A 22,744-nucleotide genomic window follows, 5' to 3' on the forward strand; every position below is an offset into this window, starting at 1 on the left:
CGCGTACGTGAGCGCGCGCCCACGCGGGCGGGGCCCATGCCCCGGGATCCGAACTCCTCGCCGGCCCCTGGTCACGCGCCCGCGCGGCGAGGCCCACGCGTGTGCGCCCGCGTCGAGGGTGTGCGCGTACGCGCGTGCGGGCCCCATGCCCTCGGACGCGGCGACCGTCCTGCCCGGCCTCGTGCCCGCGCGGGCAGGGCCCCTCCCTGACGACGGCCCCCCGTACCCCCCGTGCCAAGCTAGACCGCATGGAGCAGCTCGCGGCCACGCCGTACGAAGAACGTCTCACCGCGCCCAAGTCCTGGTGGGGGATCTCCCTGCTGGTGGGGATCGGTCTGGCGCTGACCCTGTTGCCGTTCGGCACCCTGGCGCTGCTGGGCGGCCTGGTGGGCGGCACGGCCGTGGCGGCCGTGGCGGCCAGCTCGTACGGCTCGATCCGGATCCGGGTGGTCGGCGGGGCCCTGGTCGCGGGGGAGGCGAAGGTCCCGGTGACGGCGCTCGGTGAGACGCATGTGCTGGATCGCGAGGAGGCCCGCGCCTGGCGTACCCACAAGGCGGACGTCCGGGCCTTCATGCTGCTGCGGTCCTACATCCCGACCGCCGTACGGATCGAGATCACTGATCCGGAGGACCCCACTCCGTATCTATATCTGTCCACCCGGCACCCTCAGCGACTGGTCGAGGCGGTGCGTGAGGCACGGGCGGCGGTGGCCTGACCCGGCAGCGACGGACGGGGCGGGTCGGGTCAGTGACCCGGCCCCTCCAGGGCGTCACGCAGCGGCGGCGGCAGCGGCTCGGCCGGCTGCTCCAGCTTGGGCAGCTCGGTGAGCTGGTCCCAGGGGACCTGCATCGCCCGTAGATCGGTGCGGATGCGGTGCGCGAGCTTCTTGGTGTCACGGCGGTTCATGACCGCGCCGACGGCGGCGCCGACCATGAACGGCATCAGGTTCGGCATATTGCGCACCATGCGCTTCATGATCTGCTGGCGCAGCTCGCGCTTCATCTGGCCACCGAGAGCGGCGTTGACCGACGCGGGTTTCATCACGTCGATACCGCGCTCACCGGACCAGGAGCGCAGATAGGCGGTACTGCGGTCCTTGAGCGTGCCGGGCGGCCTGAGCCCGTACACCTCGTGCAGCTCGGCGATCAGCTTCAGCTCGATCGCGGCGACCCCGGTCACCTCGGCCGCCAGTTCCGTGGGCATCGCGGGCGGTACGGGCATCATCGCCGCCGCGCCGACTCCGGCACCGACGGTCGCCGAGGCGTTGGCCGCACCGGTCACCAGCTTGTCGGCGATCTGCTCCGGCCCGAGCCCCGGGAACTGCCGGCGCAGGGTCGCCAGGTCCCGTACGGGGATGCGCGGCGCCAGATCGATCAGCCGGTCCGCGAGATAGGCCAGGGACGCCCTGGCCCGGTCGCCGCCCTTGCGGGCGCCTTCCTTGGCCAGGTCCCTGGCCCGGTCCCGGATGACCGCCGCCCGGCGACGGGCGGCGGGCGCGGGACTCTCCAGCGGTGCCGGGAGGTCGGCCCCGGCCGCCGGTTCGAGCGAGGCCGTCCCCGCGGAGGCGGCTTCCACATCAGCCTCCGCCACGGGGGAGCCCCGCTCGTCGTCACGCACGCCGTACGGACCGTCCTCGAACGGCCCCGAGTCCGCCTTCCGTCCCGGAAAGCGGCGCTTCCAGGGAGAGGTCGAGCCAGTCATGCCCGACCCCTCCTCAGTCGCAGTCGCGGCAGATCGGCTGGCCGTTCTTCTCGCGGGCCAGCTGGCTGCGGTGATGGACCAGGAAGCAGCTCATGCACGTGAACTCGTCCTGCTGCTTGGGCAGCACCCGGACGGCCAGCTCCTCGTTCGAGAGGTCTGCTCCGGGCAGCTCCAGGCCCTCTGCGGCTTCGAACTCGTCCACGTCGACGGCCGAGGCGGACTTGTCGTTCCGCCGGGCCTTCAGCTCTTCGAGGCTGTCCGAGTCGACGTCGTCGTCGGTCTTGCGTGGGGTGTCGTAATCGGTTGCCATGTTCGCTCTCCCCCTCCGGGTGTCTGCGGTGTCTCCAGCGCACGTAACGCGTGAGAGGCCGGACTTGTGCCCGACCTGAGGCGGAGATTTTGCCTCACATCAAGGTCTGTTACTCAATCGACACCCAACCGGACTCCTCAAGAGTGATCGGCTGGGATGGCGAACGGGACCGTACACGGTCCGCATCATGCACTCCAAAGGCGTCTCACCGTGTACTTCCCGTGATCAAGCCCCTGGAAAACCAGGACTTTCCCGGCCTGGCCTTGGCCGAAACAATCACGGAGAGTATATGGCCGGAAATTCGCCCCTGTGATCGATCACACACTGGTCTACTCCGCTCGCGTCCGAAAAATTCAGCGCAAAGCGAACAACCTCGGGTGTGTCCTCACTCAAACGCCCGCCATGATCTCAGACGGGCAGGGTCACTCTCATCACCAGCCCACCCCCTTCACGCGGCTGCGCGGCGATGTGCCCGCCGTGCGCCCGCGCCACGGACCGGGCGATCGACAGACCGAGCCCTACTCCCTTGTCGCTCCCCGTGCGCTCGGTGCGCAGCCGGCGGAACGGTTCGAAGAGATTGTCGATCTCGTAGGCCGGCACCACCGGCCCGGTGTTCGCCACCACCAGCACCGCGTGCCCGTGCTGTATCCCGGTGGTGACCTCCACCCAGCCACCCTCCGGAACGTTGTACCGGACGGCGTTCTGTACGAGGTTCAGGGCGATCCGCTCCAGCAGCACACCGTTGCCCTGGACCACCGCCGCCTCGCGTGTGCCGCGGATCTGGACGCCCTTGGCGTCCGCCTCGGCGTGCACCTGGTCGACGGCCTGGGAGGCCACCTCCGCGATGTCCACGGGCTTGCGCTCGACGATCTGGTTGTCGCTGCGGGCGAGCAGCAGCAGGCCCTCCACGAGCTGCTCGCTGCGCTCATTGGTGGCCAGCAGGGTCTTGCCGAGCTGCTGGAGCTCCACCGGGGCCTGCGGATCGGACAGGTGCACCTCCAGCAGCGTGCGGTTGATCGCCAGCGGCGTCCGCAGTTCGTGGGAGGCGTTGCCGACGAAGCGCTGCTGGGCGGTGAAGGCGCGCTGGAGGCGCTCCAGCATGTCGTCGAAGGTGTCCGCCAGTTCCTTCAGCTCGTCGTCCGGGCCGTCCAGCTCGATCCGCCGGGACAGGTCCGAACCGGCGACCGCGCGGGCGGTCCGGGTGATCCGGCCGAGCGGCGAGAGGACCCGCCCGGCCATCGCGTAGCCGAAGGCGAAGGCGATCACCGCGAGGCCCAGCAGGGCCAGCAGGGAGCGGCTGAGCAGGTTGTCCAGGGCGTGCTGGCGCTGCTGGCCGACGCAGTCGTTCATGGCGTCGTTGAACACCGTCGCCGAGCCCGACTCCGGGAAGTTGCAGATGCTGCTGGAGACCTTGCCCTCGACGATCCTGAAGGGCAGCTCACTGCCCACGTTGAGGGCCTGCGCGGCCAGCAGGTAGATGATCGACAGCAGCAGGATGCCGGCGATCAGGAACATCCCGCCGTACAGCAGTGTGAGCCGTATGCGGATGGTGGGGCGCAGCCAGGGCACGGGCGGCCCGGGGCGGCGGGGGTCCCAGGAAGGCTTCGGGGGCGCCTGAGGAGGCGCGGGTGTGGCGGCCACGCTGGATCAGATCCGGTAGCCGGAGCCGGGCACGGTCACGATCACCGGCGGCTCACCCAGCTTGCGGCGCAGGGTCATCACGGTCACCCGGACCACGTTGGTGAACGGGTCCGTGTTCTCGTCCCACGCCTTCTCCAGGAGCTGCTCCGCGGAGACCACCGCGCCCTCGCTGCGCATCAGCACCTCCAGCACCGCGAACTCCTTCGGCGCCAGCTGGATCTCCCGGCCGTCGCGGAACACCTCCCGGCGGTTCGGGTCCAGCTTGATGCCGGCCCGCTCCAGGACCGGGGGCAGCGGCACACTGGTCCGCCGGCCCAACGCGCGCACGCGCGCGATCAGCTCACTGAAGGCGAAGGGCTTGGGGAGGTAGTCGTCGGCGCCGATCTCCAGGCCCTCGACCCGGTCGCTGACGTCGCCGGACGCCGTCAGCATCAGTACCCGGGTGGGCATGCCCAGCTCGACGATCTTGCGGCAGACGTCGTCGCCGTGCACCAGGGGGAGGTCGCGGTCGAGGACCACCACGTCGTAGTCGTTGACGCCGATGCGCTCCAGGGCAGCCGCACCGTCGTACACGACGTCGACGGCCATGGCCTCCCGGCGCAGTCCGGTGGCCACCGCATCGGCGAGCAGCTGCTCGTCCTCGACGACGAGTACGCGCACGTCGCTAGTCCTTCCTGTGTCTGACCGGACGGCGCGAGGGCGCACCCGGACAGGGGTCGCTGGGGAGTGTTGACCTCCATCCTGCCCTTTTCGGTCATAAGTCGGCGGTAAGCCGGTGCCCCGGCCGTCCCTCCGGCCCCTGTTTTCCGGCCGGTCCCCATGGTGGTGAGATTCCCGCCACGCCACGGGAATGCCGGATTTTCTGTTCGGGTTGAGGTTTCCACGGAAGAGAGCGGGGGGAGGACGGCTTTACACCCCGCGATCACGCTCTGCACGCACCGTCGCATCCGTCGGTGCTCCGCGATCCGCTTTCCGCAGAGTGGGCGTGGGTGTCCGGCACCGTCGCCGCCCGGCGCGGCTGCGTCGGGCACCTACATCGGCGTGATCGCCCCTTCCGAACGGCACACCCCCGTGCCACCGACCCACGACCCAGGACGAGGGGGCGCAGCATGGACGCATTCACCGCAGGGCTTTTGCAGCGCATAAGGGCTACCGAGTCCGACCTGACCCGGGCGCGCAACGAGGGCGACGACTTCCTCGTCGAGGTCGAGCAGGGCGAACTCGACGATCTGCGCCGCCTCGCCGCCGAGCACGGCGTGGAGGTCGGCGCGCCCAGCCTCTGACCCGTACCCAAGCGACAAGTGCCCCCGGCGATCCAGCGCCGGGGGCTTTGTCGTGCGGGGTGTTTCCGGTGCTGTTCTCAGGGCGTTGCCGTGCCGTGCCGATCTTTGGTTCGGTCGCCTCCGGGGCGCTCCGTGCCGGTGTCGGGAGGGTGAGCGTGCTCAGCGCTGCGCGCCTCCGCGCGCTCACCCTCCCGACACCGGCGCACCCCTGCGGCTCCCTCACGGCCGGAGCGTCGGGACGGTCGGGGTTGGTGGGCCCGCACCGTGGGCTGGGGCCCTTCCGGGCGTCAGTCGTGCCACGCCCCGAAGTCCTCCAGCAGCCCCTGGAGCCGCTCGAACACCCCCGGTGTGCCCGCCACCGTCAGATCGCGTGACGGGCGCTCTCCGGGGCGTCCACCGGTCAGGGCGCCCGCCTCCCGGGCGATCAGGTCGCCCGCGGCGACGTCCCACGCGTTGAGCCCCCGCTCGTAGTAGCCGTCGAGTCGGCCGCAGGCCAGGTCGCAGAGGTCGACGGCCGCCGAGCCGCCCCGCCGGATGTCGCGCAGCAGCGGGATGAGTCGGGCGGCGACCTCCGCCTGGTGGGCGCGGACCTCGGCGACGTAGTTGAAGCCCGTGGAGACGAGGGACTGGTCGAGCGGCGGAGCCGGCCGGCAGGCGAGGCGGCGCTCGCCGTCCCACGCGCCCGTGGCCCAGGCTCCGGCGCCGCGTACGGCGTGGAAGGTCTCGCCGCGCAGGGGGACGGCGACGACACCGGCGACCGTCTCGCCGTCCTGTTCGGCGGCGATGGAGACGGACCAGGTGGGCAGGCCGTAGAGGTAGTTCACCGTGCCGTCGAGGGGATCGATGATCCAGCGGACGCCGCTGGTGCCGGTGGTGGAGGTGCCCTCCTCGCCGAGGAAACCGTCGTCGGGGCGGGCCTCGGAGATCAGGCCGGTGATCAGTTTCTCGGCGGCGATGTCCATCTCGGTGACGACGTCGATCGGGCTGGACTTGGTGGCGGCGACGGCGAGGTCGGCGGGGCGGCCGTCGCGCAGCAGGGCGCCCGCGCGGGCGGCCGCCCGCTGGGCCAGGGTGAGCAGCTCGGTGTGCAGGGGGTCCGTCACGGGGGTCCTCACGCGTAGGGGCTGTCGGCGCCCGCGGCTGCGGGGCGCGGGGTGCGGGCGGGGCAGCAGCCGACGGGGCAGATGTCGTGGCTCGCGCCGAGCGTGCCCAGGGCGCAGGGGGTGACCTGGGCGCCGCGTGCGGTGCGGGCGCGTTCGAGGACCAGGTCGCGGATGGCGGCGGCGAAGCGGGGGTCGTCTCCGACGGTGGCGGAGCGGCGGTAGGGCAGGCCCAGTTCGGCCGCCTTGTCCTTGGCCTCGGTGTCGAGGTCGTAGAGGACCTCCATATGGTCGGAGACGAAGCCGATGGGGGCGACGACGACGGCCGGGGCGCCCTCCTCCCGCACCTGCTCCAGGTGGTCGCAGATGTCGGGCTCCAGCCAGGGGACGTGCGGCGCACCGGAGCGGGACTGGTAGACGAGCTTCCAGGGGCGGTCGACGCCGGTGCGCTCGCGGACGGCGGCGGCGATCAGCCGGGCCACGTCCAGGTGCTGGGCGACATAGGCGCCGCCGTCGCCGTGTCCCTCGACGGGGCCGGAGGTGTCGGCCGCGGTGTCGGGGATGGAGTGGGTGGAGAAGGCGAGGCGGGCGCCGTCGCGGACATCGGCGGGGAGGTCGGCCAGGGCGGCGAGGACGCCGTCGACCATGGGCTCGACGAAGCCGGGGTGGTTGAAGTACTGGCGGAGCTTGTCGACCGCGGGCAGGTCGAGGCCCTCGGCGCGGAGGGTGTCCAGGGCGTCGGCGAGGTTCTCGCGGTACTGGCGGCAGCCCGAGTACGAGGTGTAGGCGCTGGTGGCGAGGACCAGGACGCGGCGGCGGCCGTCGCGGGCCATCTCCCGCAGGGTGTCGGTGAGGTACGGCGCCCAGTTGCGGTTGCCCCAGTAGACCGGGAGGTCGAGGCCGTGCTCGGCGAAGTCCTTGCGGAGGGCGTCGAGCAGGGCGCGGTTCTGCTGGTTGATGGGGCTGACTCCGCCGAACAGGAAGTAGTGCCGGCCGACTTCCTTGAGGCGTTCTGTGGGGATGCCGCGCCCACGGGTCACGTTCTCCAGGAACGGAACCACGTCGTCCGGTCCTTCGGGGCCGCCGAAGGAGAGCAGGAGCAGGGCGTCGTAGGGGGTGGCGTCGAGCGCGTCTGGCATGCCTTCGATCCTGCCACCCGCCACTGACAGCCGGGGCACCGACCGGGCGCGGTCGTGGACGGGATGCGGGCGGGAAGCGGGCGGGGGATGCGGGCGGGGGATGCGGGCGGGGAGTGGGCGGGATGCAGACGGAACGCGGACGGAACGCGACCGGGACTCGGGCGGGATACGGACGGGACGCGGTGCGCGGGCGCACGCGCGGGTGCATTAGGGTCGCTCACTCGTAAGCTGTATCGGCCATCTTTGTGCCTGACCAGCCGGGAGGCGCCACCTCAGCCGCGGCGGAGCCGTCCCGCGCTGGATGCGGCCCTTCCCGGCCCTGTCGGGCCCGCAGCCCGTACCGAACCCGTCGGAGACGCACGTGCCCAGCCCCTACCGCGCCCTGTTCGCCGTTCCCGGCACCAGGTCGTTCGCCCTGGCCGGTTTCCTCGGCCGGATGCCGCTGTCGATGATGGGCATCGGTGTGGTGACCATGGTGTCGCAGCTCACCGGGCGCTACGGGCTCGCGGGCGCCCTGTCGGCGACCATCGCGCTGTCGGCGGCGGTCGCGGGGCCGCAGGTCTCCCGGCTGGTGGACCGGCACGGGCAGCGCCGGGTGCTGCGCCCGGCGACGCTGGTGGCGCTGACCGCGGCGGCGCTGCTGCTGCTCGCGGCGCACTTCACCTGGCCGGACTGGACGCTGTTCGTGGCCTGTGTGGGCATCGGCTGCGTGCCGAGCGTCGGCGCCATGGTCCGGGCCCGCTGGGCGGTCCTGTACCGGGGGACGCCGCAACTGCACACCGCGTACTCGCTTGAGTCGGTGATCGACGAGATGTGCTTCATCTTCGGGCCGATCATCTCGATCGGGCTGTCCACGGCCTGGTTCCCGGAGGCCGGACCCCTGCTCGCCGCCTGCTTCCTCGCGGTCGGCGTGTTCTGGCTGACCGCCCAGAAGTCCACCGAGCCGGTCCCGCACCCGCGCGAGCAGCACACCGGCCGCTCGGCCCTGCGCTCCCCCGGCCTCCAGGTGCTGGTCGTGGCGTTCGTGGCGACCGGCACGATCTTCGGGGCGGTCGACGTGGTCACCGTGGCGTTCGCCGAGGAGCAGGGCCACAAGAGCGCGGCCAGCCTGGTGCTGGCCGTCTACGCGGCGGGTTCCTGTCTGGCGGGCGTCGTGTTCGGCCTGTTGCGGTTCAAGGGGGCACCGGAACCCCGCTGGCTGCTGGGCATCTGCGGGATGGCCGTGAGTATGATCCCCCTCCTACTGGTCGGAAACTTGCCGTTTCTGGCCGTGGCGCTGTTCCTCGCGGGTCTGTCCATCGCTCCGACGATGATCACGACGATGTCCCTCATCGAGCAGCACGTACCACGCGCGCAGCTGACCGAGGGCATGACCTGGACCAGCACGGGACTGGCGGTCGGGGTCGCACTCGGCTCCTCCGCGGGCGGCTGGGTGATCGACGCGGAGGGCGCGCGCACCGGGTACGTGGTTCCGGCGGTGGCCGGGGCCGTCGCGGTCGCGGTCGGTTTCCTCGGGTACCGCCGGCTCAAGCGGCCGGCTCCGGGTCGGGGAGGCTCCGTTGAGCAGCACAACGAGCGGGAAGAACGGCACGTGGCGTAACTGGGGCGGGAATGTCGTCGCCCGTCCCGCGCGGGAGGTCGCGCCTGCCTCGGTCGAGGAACTGGTGGCCGCGGTGCGGTCGGCGGCCGAGGACGGACTGACGGTGAAGGCGGCCGGGAGCGGCCATTCCTTCACGTCGATAGCCGCCACCGACGGTGTATTGATCCGCCCTCAACTGTTGACCGGCATCCGCAACATTGACCGGGACGCCGGGACGGTCACGGTGGAGGCGGGCACTCCGCTCAAGAGACTCAACATGGCGCTGGCCCGTGAGGGGCTGTCGCTCACCAACATGGGCGACATCATGGAGCAGACGGTCTCCGGCGCCACCAGTACCGGCACCCATGGCACCGGCCGCGAGTCCGCCTCCATAGCGGCCCAGATCACCGCCCTGGAGCTGGTCACCGCCGACGGCTCGGTCCTCACCTGCTCGGCGACGGAGAACGCGGACGTCTTCGCCGCCGCCCGCATCGGACTGGGCGCGCTGGGCATCGTCACCGCGATCACCTTCGCCGTGGAGCCGATCTTCCTGCTCACCGCGCGTGAGGAGCCGATGCCGCTGGCCCGGGTGCTCGGCGAGTTCGACCAGTTGTGGGCGGAGAACGAGCACTTCGAGTTCTACTGGTTCCCGCACACCGCGAGCACCAACACCAAGCGCAACAACCGCAGCGCCGGTCCCGAGCAGCCGGTGGGGCGGCTCGCGGGCTGGTTCGAGGACGAGTTCCTCTCCAACGGCGTGTTCCAGGCCGCCCAGTGGGTGGGCCGCGCGGTGCCCGCCACGGTGCCGGGCATAGCCAAGGTCTCCAGCAGGGCCCTCTCCGCGCGCAGCTACACGGACATCCCCTACAAGGTCTACACATCACCGCGCCGCGTCCGCTTCCTGGAGATGGAGTACGCGGTTCCGCGGGCGGCGGTGGCGAGCGTGCTGCGTGAGCTGAAGCAGCTGGTCGACCGGTCCGGGCTGCGGGTGAGCTTCCCGGTCGAGGTACGCACCGCCCCGGCCGACGACATCACCCTGTCGACGGCGTCCGGCCGGGAGAGCGCCTATGTCGCGGTGCACATGTTCCGGGGGACGCCGTACCAGTCGTACTTCACCGCCGCGGAGCGGATCTTCACCGCGCACGAGGGGCGTCCCCACTGGGGCAAGATCCACACGCGGGACGCGGAGTACTTCGCCGGGGTCTATCCGCGGTTCGGCGAGTTCACGGCGCTGCGGGACCGTCTCGACCCGGAGCGCCGGTTCCAGAACGGCTATCTGCGGAGGGTGCTGGGGGCGTAGCGGGTGTGCTGGGCGGGGCGGGCGCGGGGGTGCCCGTACCGCCGCCCGGGGTGCCTGAGGAGCCGTCGGACGGCCCGGTGCCCGGAGTGCCGCCGGGCTCGCCCTGGGGTTCGCTCGGGGTGGGCGCGGGACTGCTGCCGCCGCCTTCGCCGGGGGTGGCGCCGTCGGTCGCGGGGTCGTCGCCCGTGCCGGGGCCCGGGGTGGTCGTCCCGGGGTGGTCGCCGGGGACGGAGTCGTGCGGGTTTCCGGAGGACTTGCTTCCGCCAGTGAAGGCGTCGCCCACGGTGGTGCCGCCTCCGCCGCTGAAGGCCGCACCGGAACTCAGTTCGTAGGCGGTGATCCCGCCCATGGTGACGCCGAAGACCAGGACCGCCGCGATGAGCGGGCGCTTCCAGCTCCGCCTCCGCGCGGTGCGGGTCCGCGCGCGGTAGACGGTTCCTTCGGTGAACGTGCCGGGCTCGGGCGGTCCCTGGGGCGCGGGCGGGGCGCCTTCCTGGACCCGCGGGACGACGCCGGAGGCCGCCGGAGCGGGGCCCGCGGTCGTCCCCGCGTCCCGGAACTGTTCGCCGGTGCGGGTGAAGAAGTGCTGGAAGACCGAGCCTCCGCAGGTGGCCACGACGCTCACCAGACCGGCGCCCAGGATGGTGCCGTAGACCCCGAAGGACGAGGCGAGTTTGGCGGCGAGCACGGCGGCGATGGCGCTGCCCGCCACCTGGGGCAGGCTCAGGTCGAGACGCCTCTTCTTCACCTCCTCCCCGTTGTCCGGCTCCTGCACGGCTTCGGGCCTTTCACGCATTCCGGGATCTTGCCTGCCTTTCCCGCACCTGGTCGGTCAGTTGTACGAGTGGGGGACGATCCGGCAAAACCGATAGTTCCGGTTCCGGAGTTTCCGTGAAGTTCGCCACGTTCATGATCACCAGAACCGCCCCGGGCGGCGACGCGGTACCCCTTGCGGGAAGTTGGGCGGCGTGCCCAGCCACGCACATGGTCCAAATGGAGTACTGTTGCGAGCCCTGGGCCCGGCCTCCCTTCGGGGTGTCCGGGACCGGGAAGAACCGCCGGGAGGGGGCTTGTCGCACAGGGTGACAGCGTTGGTCACTTAGCGTTGTGAATAGGTAACCGTGCCATAACGGCGACCTAGGGCCCGCGCCCGACACGCCGGGCAACGCGGCAAGGTTGTGGCAGGCTGCACCCGGGCAGGCCACACTCGACTAGCGGAAGCAGCGACGCAGGTGACGTCGGCAGGCACCACCCGGGAGGTCCCCATGCCCGAACTGCGTGTCGTGGCCGTCTCCAATGACGGCACACGGCTGGTGCTCAAGGCTGCCGACGCGACGGAGTACACCCTTCCGATCGACGAGCGGCTGCGTGCCGCCGTGCGCGGCGACCGCCCCCGTCTCGGTCAGATCGAGATCGAGGTCGAGAGCCACCTCCGCCCCCGTGACATCCAGGCCCGTATACGGGCCGGCGCGACCGCGGAAGAGGTCGCGCAGATGGCCGGCATCCCCGTGGACCGTGTACGTCGGTTCGAGGGTCCCGTGCTGGCCGAGCGGGCGTTCATGGCGGAGCGGGCCCGTAAGACCCCCGTACGCCGTCCCGGTGAGAACTCCGGGCCGCCGCTCGGCGAGGCCGTGCAGGAGCGACTGGTGCTGCGCGGCGCCGAGAAGGACACCGCCCAGTGGGACTCCTGGCGCCGCGACGACGGCACCTGGGAGGTGCTGCTGGTCTACCGGGTGGCGGGCGAGCCCCACGCGGCGAGCTGGACCTACGACCCGCCGCGCCGCCTGGTGCAGGCCGTGGACGACGAGGCGCGCGCGCTGATCGGCGAGTCCGACGACCTCGGCACGCCCGAGCCCAGCTTCCCGTTCGTCCCCCGTATCGCACGGCTGCCGCGCGACCGGCCCCTGGACCGGCCCGACCGTGAGCGCCCGAGCCTGCCCCCGGTGCCCGAGCCCCTGGACGAGCCGGTCGCCGAACGGGACTCGCTCACCAGCCTCCTGGAGGCCGTACCCAGCTTCCGGGGCGATCTGGTGGTTCCCGAGCGCCCGGCGGAGCCCGTGGAGGAGCCCACGGTCCAGCCGGAGCCCGACGAGCCCCCGGCGCCCGCGGCGTCGGCCGGGTCCGCCTACGCCGATGTCCTCATGCCGCGTTCGGTGGGCAGCCACCGCGACCGGCTGATCGGCGCCACCGACCGCCAGGCGGAGGCCGACGGCGTCCGGCCGGGCCGCCGCGCGGCCGTCCCGAGCTGGGACGAGATCGTGTTCGGCACGCGGCGCAAGAAGCAGGACTAGCCGCTTCGCGCGGGTGCGTGGGTGACCCCGTCCGGCGTGGAAGCCGTTCCCCGGGGTCCGTCCCGAGTGTGAGAGCCCCCGTCCGACAGTCGTCGGACGGGGGCTCTCTGTCATGGGTCCGTGCTCCCGGGGCCGTACCAAGGAGCGGTGCTACTGCGGGTCCGGGCCCACCGCCACCGGGCGGTCCGGGTCCGAGGACCACTCCGACCAGGAGCCGACATAGAGCGCGGCCGGGATGCCCGCGACCGCGAGGGCGAGGACCTCATGGGCGCCCGAGACACCCGAGCCGCAGTACACACCGACCTCGGCGCCACCGTCCGCGCCCAGGGCGCGGAAGCGCTCCGCCAGCTTCCCGGCGGGCAGGAAGCGGCCGTCCTCGGCGACGTTCTCGGAGGTCGGCGCGGACACCGCGCCCGGGATGTGACCGCCGACCCGGTCGATCGGCTCCACGTCGCCCCGGTACCGCTCCCCCGCGCGGGCGTCGAACAGCACGCCGGAGCGGGCCAGCGCCGCCGCAGCGTCGGCGTCGAGCAGACCGGAAGCGCCCGGGACCGGCTGGAAATCGCCCTCGGTGGGCGCGGGGATGTCCGTCGAGAGGGGCCCCTCCCACGCGGGGAGCCCTCCGTCGAGGACCCGCACACGCGGATGCCCCGTCCAGCTCAACAGCCACCACGCGCGAGCCGCAGCCCAGCCCTGACCGCCGTCGTAGACCACCACGGGCCTGTCCGGCGACACGCCGGCGCGGCGCATGGCGGCGCCGAACACCGCCGGGTCCGGCAGCGGATGCCGGCCGCGCTCCCCCGGTGCTGAGGCGAGTTCCTCGTCCAGGTCCACATAGACGGCACCGGGGATGTGGCCCGCGGCGTGGGCGGCACGACCGTCGAAGGCCGGCTCACCGGCCGCCTTGGCGACGCTGAGCTGCCAGCGGACGTCCAGGACCACCGGCGGCTCGGCGCCCGCCAGGTCGCCCGCGAGTTCGGATGCGGAGATGATGGCGTTCATGGCCACCATCCTTGCGCACGGGGTGGCCGGAGCGTGCGTGCGCGACTACTCTCCTCGGCCGGGCGGTCCCGCTCACCGGGCGTACGGGATCGGGCACATGGTGTCCCGCCTAGCGGCATCCCGGCACCGGACCCGGACGCCGGTCATCGTGGGCGCGCCTCGTAGAGGCCCTGCTCCGGGCCGGAACCGGGACCTGGTGCCCCGCCCGGCGAGCCGCCCCGGCATGGACATACCTCCCTAGGCCCCGTTTGCCCCGCACGGACGCACGGACGCAGGGGTGCCGTGGACGGAGTTGGGGTACGGAGAGGGGCACGGGGTGCCGCGATGGGGCTGCGGCAGCCCGGACAATGGGCACCGGGTGCCGCGGCTGGACAGGAACGCCGACCACGGGAACCGGGGCCCGGTCAGGGAGACGGGGGTGCTCAGTGTGGATTCGAGGCGGTCCCGTGTGGGGGCCGAGGAGAGAGTGACGATGACCGAGGCACAGGGCTCGACCGGCGCGGAACACGCGCGGTACGCGCCCGGCACGCCCTGCTGGGTGAGTCTGATGGTGCACGGGATGGAGCCGACGCAGGACTTCTACCACGCGTTGTTCGGCTGGGAGTTCCAGCCGGGGCCGCAGCAACTCGGCGCGTATGTGCGGGCGCTGCTGGACGGCCGGGAGGTGGCCGGGGTCGGCACGCTGCCGCCGGACCGTCGGCTGCCAGTCGCCTGGACGCCGTATCTGGCCTCCGACGACGTGGACGCCACGGCCGAGTTGGTGCGGCTGTGCGGTGGAACGATCGGCGTGGGGCCGCTGGACGCGGCCGAGGCGGGCCGGATGGCGATCGGCTCCGACCCGGCGGGCGCGGTGTTCGGGATCTGGCAGGGGGCGGCACACGCGGGCATGGCGGTGTCGGGCGTACCCGGCACGCCCGCGTGGAACGAACTGCTGACGTTCGACACGGTGGGTGTCACCAAGTTCTACGAGACGGTGTTCGGCTTCGAGGCGGAGGCGACGGGCCCGGCCGACACCGACCGTGTGACGCTGCGGGTCGGCGATCGGCCGGTCGCCGGGGTGCACGGCCTGGGCGACGCCCTGCCACGGGACCGGGGGCCGCACTGGACGACGTACTTCGAGGTCGCCGACGTGGACGCGGCGCTGGAGCGGGTGGTGGAGCTGGGCGGGCAGGTGCTGAGCCCCGCGCGGGACGGTGAGCGGGGGCGGGTGGCGATGGTGTCGGATCTGGAGGGGGCGCGGTTCGCGCTGGTGACGCCGGGCGGTGAGGGCGCTGAGGCGAGCGGTGAAGGTGGTGTGCCGACGGCGATGTGACGCCTTGTATGCGGCGCGCTGAGCGGGTTCGTATGTGACGGCGTGTCGGTGCTCAGTGGGTGCGGGAGGCCCAGCTCCCGGCCGCCGTCTACACCGATGAACGGACGGCCCTGCCGCCAAGGTTCCTGGAGCTGGGGCGTGCCGAGCGGCTGGTGCCCTGGGCCTTCGCGGGCCTGCACTGTGCGGTCTTCGTCGTGCACGTGGTGCCTGGCTGAGGTCTGGCGGGCTCCGCACGGGGGTGTGAGCGGCTCGCGCCGCTTCTGCCGGGGTGCGCCTTGTGCGCGCCCCGGTGTCGGCGGGGACGTGGCACGGTCGTGTGCCGTTTTGGGCGCCGGGCGGGGTACGCGGCACGGTCTTGTGCCGTCCCCGGCGACGGGCGGGGTACCCGGCACGGTCTTGTGCCGTCTCCGGTTCCGGGCGAGGGTACGTGGCGCGGTCGTACGCCATCTCAGGTGCCGTCGGGCTACGCGGCACGGCCGTGTGCAGTCTCCGGTTCCGGGCGGGGTACGCGGCACGGTCGGTCGTACGTCATCTCGGGTGCCAGCGGGGCGCGCGGCACGATCGGTGCCGTCTCCGGTGCTCGCGGCGGTACACGACCGTGTCGCCGCGTCGGGCGTCAGACCGGGGCGACCGGCAGCACGTCCGGGGACAGGGCCCCTGCCCGCGCCGTGGCGCTGGTCATCTGCCTGCGGTGATGGCGCCGGCACAGCACCTCGTACCCGACTTCCTCGGACTGCCGGTTCACGTCCCCGACCACGACCTGCTCGCCCTCGACGACCATCTGGCCGCCCACCGTCCGCGCGTTGTGCGTCGCCCTGGCGCCGCACCAGCACATCGCCTCGACCTGCAAGGTCTCCAGCCGGTCCGCCAGCTCGATCAGCCGCTGGGAGCCGGGGAAGAGCCGGGTACGGAAGTCGGTGGTGATGCCGAACGCGAATACGTCCAGGTCGAGATCGTCGACGATACGGGCCAACTGGTCGATCTGGTCCGGCGCCAGGAACTGCGCCTCGTCCACGATCACGTAGTCGACCTTGCCGCCCCGCGAGAGCTGCTCCACCACATAGCCGTACAGATCCCGGCCAGGACCCGCCTCCACCGCGTCGGTCACGAGCCCCAGCCGGGACGAGAGCCTGCCCTCCCCCGCGCGGTCGTCCCGCGTGAAGATCACACCCTGGAGACCCCTCGCCGACCGGTTGTGGCCGATCTGCAGCGCCAAAGTGCTCTTCCCGCAGTCCATCGTTCCGGAGAAGAAGACCAGCTCGGGCATGGGGTGGTGCGCACCTTTCAGGGGTGTTCCGGAACGGGGTCCGTATGTCCGGCACAGGGTGAGTGCGGGACAGGGGTGTGAGGGATGGGTTGGATGCGGGACGGGCGGCGACGGGCCTCAGGGGGCGTAGGTCGAGACGGGCCTCAGGAGCGTACTTCGAGCAGGGGGACGAACTGCTCGGCGGGGGTCATGGAGCCGTGGTTGCCGACCATGGCCGACTCCTTGGGCTCCCGCTCCGAGGCGATGATCAGGACGTCGTCCCGCGCGGCGGCGAGTACGTCGCCGACCCGCCCGTAGACCCGGTCGTCGACCTGCGGCCCGAACCAGCCCGCCTCGATCGCCTCGTCCCGGGAGGCCACCCAGAAGCGGTCCCCCAGCACCTCGCGCCAGCAGGTCAGGACGTCGGACTCCGCACCCGGGACCGCGTACACATGCCGGGCGCGGCCCTCGCCGCCCAGCAGGGCGACTCCGGCGCGCAGTTCCCAGTCGAGGTCGAAGTCGATGCGGTGGTCCTCGTCGAAGGGCACGTCGACCATGCCGTGGTCGGCCGTGACATAGAGCGCCGCTCTCGGTGGCAACTGCTCGGCGAGTCGCTGCACCAGGCGGTCGACGTACATGAGCTGGCCGCGCCAGGTGTCGGAGTCGACACCGTAGCGGTGCCCGGCGCCGTCGAGTTCGGCGTAGTACGTGTAGACCAGCGCGCGGTCGCCCTCGGCGAGCTGCTCGGCGGCGAGGTCCATACGGTCCTCGCCGGTGAGCCGCCCGTGGAAGGTGCCGCCGCTGAGCGCGACCTTGGTGAGCGGGGTGTTCTGGAAGATCGGCGAGGAGACCTGGGCGGCGTGCACACCCGCCGCTGCCGCGCGTTCGAACACGGTGGGGTACGGCTGCCATACGGCGGGCTCGGTCCAGGGCTGCCAGCGCAGCTGGTTCATCAGCTCGCCGGTGGCCGGATCGCGCACCATGTAGCCGGGCAGACCGTGGGCTCCGGGCGGCAGCCCCGTGCCCACGGAGGCCAGGGAGGTCGCCGTGGTGGCCGGATAGGCGGTGGTGAGGGGCGTTCCGGTGCCGCCGCGCGAGGAGGCGAGCAGCGAGGTCAGATAGGGGGCCTCGTCGGGGTGCGCCTTGAGCTGCTCCCAGCCGAGACCGTCGACCAGGAACACACAGGCCCGGTCGACCGGGGTCAGCTCACCGATCGCGGCGGTCGTCCCGGGGACGCCCATACCGGCCGCGAGGGTCGGCAGGAGATCGGCGAGGGAGCCGCTGCCATAGGCGGGGCGGGGCGCCGAGTCGACGGCGAGGGGCTCGGGGTGGCCGTCCCAGTCGGGGGGACCGGCGGTCGCGGGCGCGGCCATCAGCGGGTGATGCCCGCGGTCGCCTCGGAAATGGCCTGGGCGAAGGCGAGCGCCTCGCGGACGGTATCCGGGCCGTCCCCGGCCTCGCTGACCCGCAGGCTGAGGTCGTCGGCCGTGGAGCTGCCCGTGTAGCCGTGGTCCGCCTCGCAGTTCGGGTCGCCGCAGGCGGCGGGCTCCAGGTCGAGGCGGGCGACGGCGCCCCAGCCGATGGTCAGCACGACCTCGCGGGGCAGGGTGCCCGGACGGTACTTCTCCGGATTGGCGACCACGCGGCTGACCACGACGGACGAGATCCGCCCGAGCTTGACCGACTCGGTGGAGGTGGTGGCGTACGGAGTCGGGGAGGTGCTGTCGGCGGCCTGTTCGTCGGTGTGGCTGACGATGAAGCGGTTGTCCGTGAGCACCAGCACCGTCACATGCCGGCGGACCTCGTTCTGGTCGAACGTGGTCTCCTGGTGGACCAGGTACGACCGCATGGGCTCGCCGCCCACGGCGGCCTCCACCGCCTCGGCCACGAGGGCCGGGTAGTAGCCGCTGCGCTCGATCGCCGCACGCAGCCCCTGGGTCGTCGTACTGGTCTTGGCCATGCCGCCCATCCTAGTCCCCGGGTAGGGCCCGTCCGGGCCAGTCAAGACCAAGGCCGCGTAATCGAACGCCGGGCCCTCGGACGGGGGCGACGGGACACCGGGCGGCCGGAGGACGGGCGCGGGTCCTGTGCGGCGGCTGTCGTGTGGGGCGCGTACGGGGTGGGGCTGCGGGGCGGGGTGCGTGGTGGGCAGGTCGTACGGGGGGCTGCGCGGGCCGGCGTACGGGAGGGCGTACGAGGGGGCCGCGTGGGACGCGGTGTCCGGGGTCCGTGTAGCACGGCGAAGGGCGGTCCGCGCGGGACGGGGTACGGAGGTCCCCGCCCCGCCGGGCATCCGGTGATCCGCCCGGCACCGCGTACGGCGACCCGCGTGGCACGTGTACGGCGACCGGCGATCCGGCGCGGCAGGGCGTCCGACGGTCCGAGGCGGGACGGCGAAGGGCGGTCCGCGCGGGACGGCGTACGGAGGTCTGGCCGGCGGGGCGTCCGGCGGTCCGCCTGGCACGGCGTACGGAGGTCCGGCCGGCAGGACGTCCGGCGGTCCGCGCGGGACGGCGTATGGAGGTCCGCCCGGCGGGGCGTCCGGCGATCCGCGTGGCACGGCGTACGGAGGTCCGGCCGGCAGGACGTCCGGCGATCCGCGCGGGACAGCGTACGGAGGTCCGGCCGGCGGGGCGTCCGGCGATCCGCGCGGCACGGCGTACGGAGGTCCGCCCGGCAGGACGTCCCGCGATCCGCGCGGGACAGCGTACGGAGGTCCGCCCGGCAGGGCGTCCCGCGATCCGCGTGGCACGCCGCACAGCGCCCCCGCGCGGCACCGCGTCCGGCGTCAGTACGCGGGCAGGGTCCGCGGCCCCAGGTCGTCGCGGGCGGGTGGCGTGGCCAGGCGGACGGAGGCGCCGAGGACCGTGAGGCCGTGCGGGGCGACGACGACGGGTTCCAGGGTGACGGCGACGACCTCGGGATGGTCGTCCACCAGCCGGGAGACGCGCAGCAGCAGTTCCTCCAGGGCGGGGGTGTCCACGGGGGCGGAGCCGCGCCAGCCGAACAGGAGGGGGGCGGTGCGGATCGCGCGGACCAGGGAGGCCGCCTCGCGGTCGGTGACCGGGATCAGCCGGTGCGCCACGTCGCCGAGCAGCTGGGACGCCGCCCCGGCCAGCCCGAACGACAGCACCGCGCCCGCCGCCGGATCGATCACCGCGCGGACGACCGTGTCCACCCCGCGCGGGGCCATCCGCTGCACCACCGGCCGCAGTTCCACAGGCGCGCCGAACAGCTCGCTCAGCTCGCTGTACGCCCGCCGCAACTGTTCCTCGTCGGCGAGGTCGAGGCGGACGCCACCGAGATCCGCGCGGTGCCGCAGATGCGGGGCGGTGGCCTTGAGGGCGACGGGGTAGCCGAGGTCCCGCGCGGCGGCGACGGCGGCCTCGGGGGTGGACACGTGCAGCGCGCGCTGCACGGCGACGCCGTACCGGCCGAGCAGTTCCCTGGTGTCCTCCGGGCCGAGCGTGAGGCCCTGTCCGCGCGCGAGGAGCCCGTCGATCAGCCGGGCGGCACCCTTCTCGTCGATGTCGTCGTACTCGGGCACCCGGCCGGGGTCGGCGGCCTCGCGCCGCCACTGTCCGTAGCGGACAGCCTCGGCCAGCGCGCGCACCGCTCGTTCGGCGGCGGGGTAGGCGGGGAGCGGGCCGGGCGTGTCGGTGCCGTCGGGGGACGCCGCGTCGGGGGACGGGTCGGCGGGAGACCGGTCAGAGGGTCCGGGGTCCGGTGCGGTGCCGGGGCTGGTGGGCGCGTCGGTGGCGGCCGGGTGTGCCGGTGTGCCGGGCGCGGCGGCGCGCGGTGCCGTGCTGGTGGCGGCGGACAGCGCCGCCGCGAGGCCGCCCAGTTCGACGTGGACGACGAGGACCGGCTTGGCGGCGGCACCGGCCGCGGCGGACCGGAGCGCCTCCGCCAGGGCGGCGTCCCCGGCCGGGGCCTCGCCGATGGCCGGTATCGCCGTGACGACGACGGCGTCGCAGGTGTCGTCGGCCAGCGCGCGTGCCAGGGCCGTACGGAAGTCCTCGGGCGACGCGGCGGTCGTCAGGTCCTGGGGCGGGTCCGGGCGCAGCCCCTCGGAGAGACAGGCGTCGTAGGTGAGCAGGCCCAGGGACTCGGAGTTCCCGAGGATCGCCACGCGCGGACCGGCGGGCAGCGGCTGACGGGCGAGGAGCAGTCCGGTGTCGACGAGTTCGGTGATGGTGTCGACACGGATCACGCCTGCCTGCCGCAGCAGCTCCGAGACGGTCTCACTGGGCAGCCTGGTGGCCCGTACGGCGTGTCCCTGGGGCGCGGCTCCGGCGTGTCGTGTGCCCTGCACCACGACGAGGGGCTTGGCGGCGGCGGTGCGGCGCGCGAGGCGGGTGAACTTGCGCGGGTTGCCGATGGACTCCAGGTACATGAGGGCGACATCCGTGTCGGGGTCGTCGTACCAGTACTGGAGGACGTCGTTGCCGGAGACGTCCGCGCGGTTGCCGGAGGAGACGAAGGTCGACACGCCCGTGACGCCGGTGACACCGCCGCCGCGCCGGTGCAGCCGGGACAGCAGGGCGATGCCGATGGCGCCGGACTGGGCGAACAGCCCGATGCGGCCGGGGCGGGGCAGTTCGGGCGCCAGGGAGGCGTTCAGCCGTACGTCGGGGGCGGTGTTGATGACGCCGAAGGCGTTGGGCCCGATGAGCCGCATCCCGTGGGCGCGTGCCTGGCGGACGAGCGCGCGCTGGCGGGCCCTGCCCTCGGGGCCGCTCTCGGCATACCCGGCGGCGAGCACCACCAGGCCCTGGACGCCGTGTTCCCCGCACTCCTCGACGACCTCGGGCACCTGCTCGGCGGGGACCGCCACCACGGCGAGGTCCACGGGGCCGTCGATCTCCCGCACGAAGCGGTGCGCGGGCACCCCGTCGATGTCCTCGCGGCCCTCGGGGAAGGCACGGTTCACGGCGTGCAGGCGGCCGGTGAAGCCCGCCGCGCGGAGGTTGTCGAGGACGCTGCGGCCCACGCCGCCGGGGGCGCGGCCCACGCCGATCACGGCGACGGAGCCGGGGGTCAGCAGCCGCCGCACCGAGCGGGCCTCGGCACGCTGCTCGCGCGCCCGCTGGACGGCGAGGGAGCGGTCGGTGGGTTCCAGGTCGAAGCCGAGGCGTACGACGCCGTCCTCGAAGCTGCGCTTCTGGGTGTATCCGGCGTCCGTGAAGACCTTGATCATCTTGGTGTTGGCGGGCAGCACCTCGGCGGCGAAGCGGCGGATGCCGCGCTCACGCGCGACGGCCGCGATGTGCTCCAGGAGCGCGGAGGCGACTCCTCGTCCCTGGTGTGCGTCCTGGACCAGGAAGGCGACCTCGGCCTCGTCGGCGGGCGCGGAGGCGGGCATGCCGTCGGCGTCGATCCGGTCGTAGCGTACGGTGGCGATGAAATCGCCGCCGACGGTGGCCGCGAGTCCGACCCGGTCCACGAAGTCATGGTGCGTGAAGCGGTGGACGTCCTTGGCGGAGAGCCTCGGGTAGGGCGCGAAGAAGCGGTAGTACTTCGACTCGTCGGAGACCTGCTCGTAGAAGCTGACGAGGCGATCGGCGTCATCGACGGTGATCGGCCGGACCCGCGCGGTGCCGCCGTCGCGCAGCACCACGTCCGCCTCCCAGTGGGCGGGGTACTCGTGCCGGTCCTGCGGGTCCGCCGGGGTCTGCATGGGCCCCAGCGTACGGCTCACGTACGACAACGGCGCGGGGCAGTCCGTGGGCAGGAAACGGGCCCCTGGGACTGCCGGTGCCGACGGGCCACGGGCCGGACCGAGGCCGCGATCGGGCGACACGCCCGGGGGAACCGGGAGGCGCTCCGCAGGCACGCAGGGGGGTTCCGGAGGAAGCCCGAGGGCCGCTCCGGGCACGCTTCACGGTATGGGACACTGGTCTAGACAACCCTGAGACACTGAAGGGCAGCATCACATGGCTGAGCGCCGCGTCAACGTCGGCTGGGCCGAGGGTCTCCACGCCCGCCCCGCCTCCATCTTCGTCCGGGCCGCCACGGCCTCCGGGGTCCCCGTGACGATCGCCAAGGCCGACGGCAACCCCGTCAACGCGGCCTCCATGCTGGCCGTTCTGGGCCTGGGCGCCAAGGGCGGCGAGGAGGTCGTGCTGGCATCCGACGCCGACGGCGCCGACGCCGCCCTGGACCGTCTGGCGAAGCTGGTCGCGGAGGGGCTGGAGGAGCTTCCCGAGACCGTCTGAGCCGGTCCGGCACCCGCCTACGGACACCGGAGCCGCGTCACCCGCCGGGTGACGCGGCTTCCGCGTTCCCGCGCGCGCGTGGCGCCCCTCACGCTGCCTGAAGGCGGAGGCACCTTCGAGTCCGCGTTCCCGCGCGTGCGGGGCGCCCTGGTGCGCGGGGCCGGGGAACCGCCACGTTCCGTCCGCGTTCCCGCGCGGGGGCGGGACCGCTGATCGACCCGAAGGGGTCGGCGGTCGATATCCGCGCTCCCGCGCGGGGCGGGACCCGGCACGAGGGCCTGTGTGGCCGTGGTCGCCGCGCAGTAGAGGGACCCGGCGTGCAAGGAAACACGGCACCGAAACCGCCACGCCCGGGACGCACACATACGCGCACGACCATGAAGGAGGGAGCCCCCGTCCACTCCCGGACGCGGGCCCGCGCGGAACCCGCCGAGCCCCTCCCCCCGGACGCGGGTACGCGCAGGAGACACCGCGACCGCCCCGCGCGCCAAAACACACCCGACGCCCCCACGCCGCATTCCCACGCCCGTTTCCCCTAAGACTCACACCCAATTGTCCGCCGGGCGCACACCGAAGCACTTCGGCGACCCACACGGGCACGGACGCACCGAAATACACCGG

At 72.9% G+C, this 22,744-nt stretch carries 20 protein-coding genes; 8 read left to right on the forward strand and 12 right to left on the reverse strand.

Annotated features, from left to right (window positions below; all coding sequences use genetic code 11):
• Positions 1-248: 248 nt before the first annotated feature.
• Positions 249-716 carry a DUF3093 domain-containing protein gene (locus AB0D49_RS01660; RefSeq protein WP_362748948.1) on the forward strand — a complete coding sequence of 156 codons (468 nt, stop codon included), beginning with the start codon at positions 249-251 and terminating at the stop codon, positions 714-716.
• A gap of 29 nt (positions 717-745) precedes the next feature.
• Here the strand turns inward: AB0D49_RS01660 and AB0D49_RS01665 are convergent, their stop codons facing one another.
• The 4 genes from AB0D49_RS01665 to AB0D49_RS01680 all read right to left on the reverse strand — a co-directional run bounded on the left by AB0D49_RS01665 (position 746) and on the right by AB0D49_RS01680 (position 4,313).
• A complete protein-coding gene (locus AB0D49_RS01665) occupies positions 746-1,702 on the reverse strand; it encodes a hypothetical protein (RefSeq protein ID WP_362748951.1) in 957 nt (318 codons plus the stop codon).
• A gap of 13 nt (positions 1,703-1,715) precedes the next feature.
• Complete coding sequence (locus AB0D49_RS01670; RefSeq protein ID WP_003993510.1) at positions 1,716-2,012, reverse strand: DUF4193 domain-containing protein; 297 nt, start codon at positions 2,010-2,012, stop codon at positions 1,716-1,718.
• Between the two features lie 408 nt (positions 2,013-2,420).
• A complete protein-coding gene (locus AB0D49_RS01675) occupies positions 2,421-3,653 on the reverse strand; it encodes a HAMP domain-containing sensor histidine kinase (RefSeq protein ID WP_362748954.1) in 1,233 nt (410 codons plus the stop codon).
• A 6-nt stretch (positions 3,654-3,659) separates the two neighbouring features.
• Entirely contained in the window at positions 3,660-4,313 is a 654-nt protein-coding gene (locus AB0D49_RS01680) for a response regulator transcription factor (RefSeq protein ID WP_069778299.1), read from the reverse strand.
• Between the two features lie 449 nt (positions 4,314-4,762).
• Here AB0D49_RS01680 and AB0D49_RS01685 point away from each other — a divergent pair, with 449 nt between their 5' ends.
• A complete protein-coding gene (locus tag AB0D49_RS01685) occupies positions 4,763-4,936 on the forward strand; it encodes a hypothetical protein (RefSeq protein ID WP_362748957.1) in 174 nt (57 codons plus the stop codon).
• 287 nt (positions 4,937-5,223) lie between these two features.
• Here the strand turns inward: AB0D49_RS01685 and AB0D49_RS01690 are convergent, their stop codons facing one another.
• Both AB0D49_RS01690 and AB0D49_RS01695 read right to left on the reverse strand, forming a co-directional pair.
• Entirely contained in the window at positions 5,224-6,039 is an 816-nt protein-coding gene (locus AB0D49_RS01690; RefSeq protein ID WP_362748960.1) for an inositol monophosphatase family protein, read from the reverse strand.
• Between the two features lie 8 nt (positions 6,040-6,047).
• Positions 6,048-7,175: a ferrochelatase gene (locus tag AB0D49_RS01695; protein WP_362748963.1), complete on the reverse strand. Its 1,128-nt coding sequence runs from the start codon at positions 7,173-7,175 to the stop codon at positions 6,048-6,050.
• A 361-nt stretch (positions 7,176-7,536) separates the two neighbouring features.
• On the opposite strand from AB0D49_RS01695, the gene AB0D49_RS01700 reads away from it, so the two are divergent.
• On the forward strand, positions 7,537-8,775 hold the full coding sequence (locus AB0D49_RS01700; protein ID WP_362748966.1) for an MFS transporter: 1,239 nt from the start codon (positions 7,537-7,539) through the stop codon (positions 8,773-8,775).
• The gene (locus AB0D49_RS01705) at positions 8,735-10,054 is read left to right on the forward strand and encodes a D-arabinono-1,4-lactone oxidase (RefSeq protein ID WP_362748969.1); all 1,320 of its coding nucleotides are present in this window, start codon (positions 8,735-8,737) and stop codon (positions 10,052-10,054) included. The genes AB0D49_RS01700 and AB0D49_RS01705 overlap by 41 nt, the downstream gene beginning before the upstream one ends.
• Here the strand turns inward: AB0D49_RS01705 and AB0D49_RS01710 are convergent.
• On the reverse strand, positions 9,978-10,850 hold the full coding sequence (locus AB0D49_RS01710; RefSeq protein ID WP_362748971.1) for a hypothetical protein: 873 nt from the start codon (positions 10,848-10,850) through the stop codon (positions 9,978-9,980). The two genes, AB0D49_RS01705 and AB0D49_RS01710, sit on opposite strands and share 77 nt — an antisense overlap.
• 469 nt (positions 10,851-11,319) lie before the next feature.
• Between AB0D49_RS01710 and sepH the strand changes: the two genes are divergently transcribed.
• Complete coding sequence (sepH, locus tag AB0D49_RS01715) at positions 11,320-12,345, forward strand: septation protein SepH (RefSeq protein ID WP_362748974.1); 1,026 nt, start codon at positions 11,320-11,322, stop codon at positions 12,343-12,345.
• Between the two features lie 150 nt (positions 12,346-12,495).
• Here the strand turns inward: sepH and AB0D49_RS01720 are convergent, their stop codons facing one another.
• Complete coding sequence (locus tag AB0D49_RS01720; protein WP_362748977.1) at positions 12,496-13,347, reverse strand: sulfurtransferase; 852 nt, start codon at positions 13,345-13,347, stop codon at positions 12,496-12,498.
• Between the two features lie 472 nt (positions 13,348-13,819).
• Between AB0D49_RS01720 and AB0D49_RS01725 the strand changes: the two genes are divergently transcribed.
• On the forward strand, positions 13,820-14,659 hold the full coding sequence (locus AB0D49_RS01725; protein WP_362748980.1) for a VOC family protein: 840 nt from the start codon (positions 13,820-13,822) through the stop codon (positions 14,657-14,659).
• Positions 14,660-14,718: 59 nt separating this feature from the next.
• Positions 14,719-14,874 carry a hypothetical protein gene (locus AB0D49_RS01730; protein ID WP_362748983.1) on the forward strand — a complete coding sequence of 52 codons (156 nt, stop codon included), beginning with the start codon at positions 14,719-14,721 and terminating at the stop codon, positions 14,872-14,874.
• A 401-nt stretch (positions 14,875-15,275) separates the two neighbouring features.
• Here AB0D49_RS01730 and AB0D49_RS01735 read toward each other — a convergent pair whose 3' ends face one another.
• From AB0D49_RS01735 to AB0D49_RS01750, 4 genes are all read right to left on the reverse strand, one after another.
• The gene (locus AB0D49_RS01735) at positions 15,276-15,926 is read right to left on the reverse strand and encodes a thymidine kinase (RefSeq protein ID WP_362748986.1); all 651 of its coding nucleotides are present in this window, start codon (positions 15,924-15,926) and stop codon (positions 15,276-15,278) included.
• A gap of 143 nt (positions 15,927-16,069) precedes the next feature.
• Entirely contained in the window at positions 16,070-17,278 is a 1,209-nt protein-coding gene (locus AB0D49_RS01740; protein WP_362748989.1) for a nucleotide pyrophosphatase/phosphodiesterase family protein, read from the reverse strand.
• Entirely contained in the window at positions 17,278-17,874 is a 597-nt protein-coding gene (locus AB0D49_RS01745) for a DUF5998 family protein (RefSeq protein WP_362748992.1), read from the reverse strand. The genes AB0D49_RS01740 and AB0D49_RS01745 overlap by 1 nt, the downstream gene beginning before the upstream one ends.
• A gap of 819 nt (positions 17,875-18,693) precedes the next feature.
• A complete protein-coding gene (locus AB0D49_RS01750; RefSeq protein ID WP_362748995.1) occupies positions 18,694-21,585 on the reverse strand; it encodes a GNAT family N-acetyltransferase in 2,892 nt (963 codons plus the stop codon).
• A gap of 256 nt (positions 21,586-21,841) precedes the next feature.
• On the opposite strand from AB0D49_RS01750, the gene AB0D49_RS01755 reads away from it, so the two are divergent.
• Positions 21,842-22,123 (forward strand): HPr family phosphocarrier protein, encoded by a 282-nt coding sequence (locus AB0D49_RS01755; RefSeq protein ID WP_362748998.1) that lies wholly within the window; start codon positions 21,842-21,844, stop codon positions 22,121-22,123.
• Positions 22,124-22,744 lie beyond the last annotated feature (621 nt).

The organism is Streptomyces sp. NPDC048290, assembly GCF_040652095.1.
GTDB lineage: Bacteria > Actinomycetota > Actinomycetes > Streptomycetales > Streptomycetaceae > Streptomyces.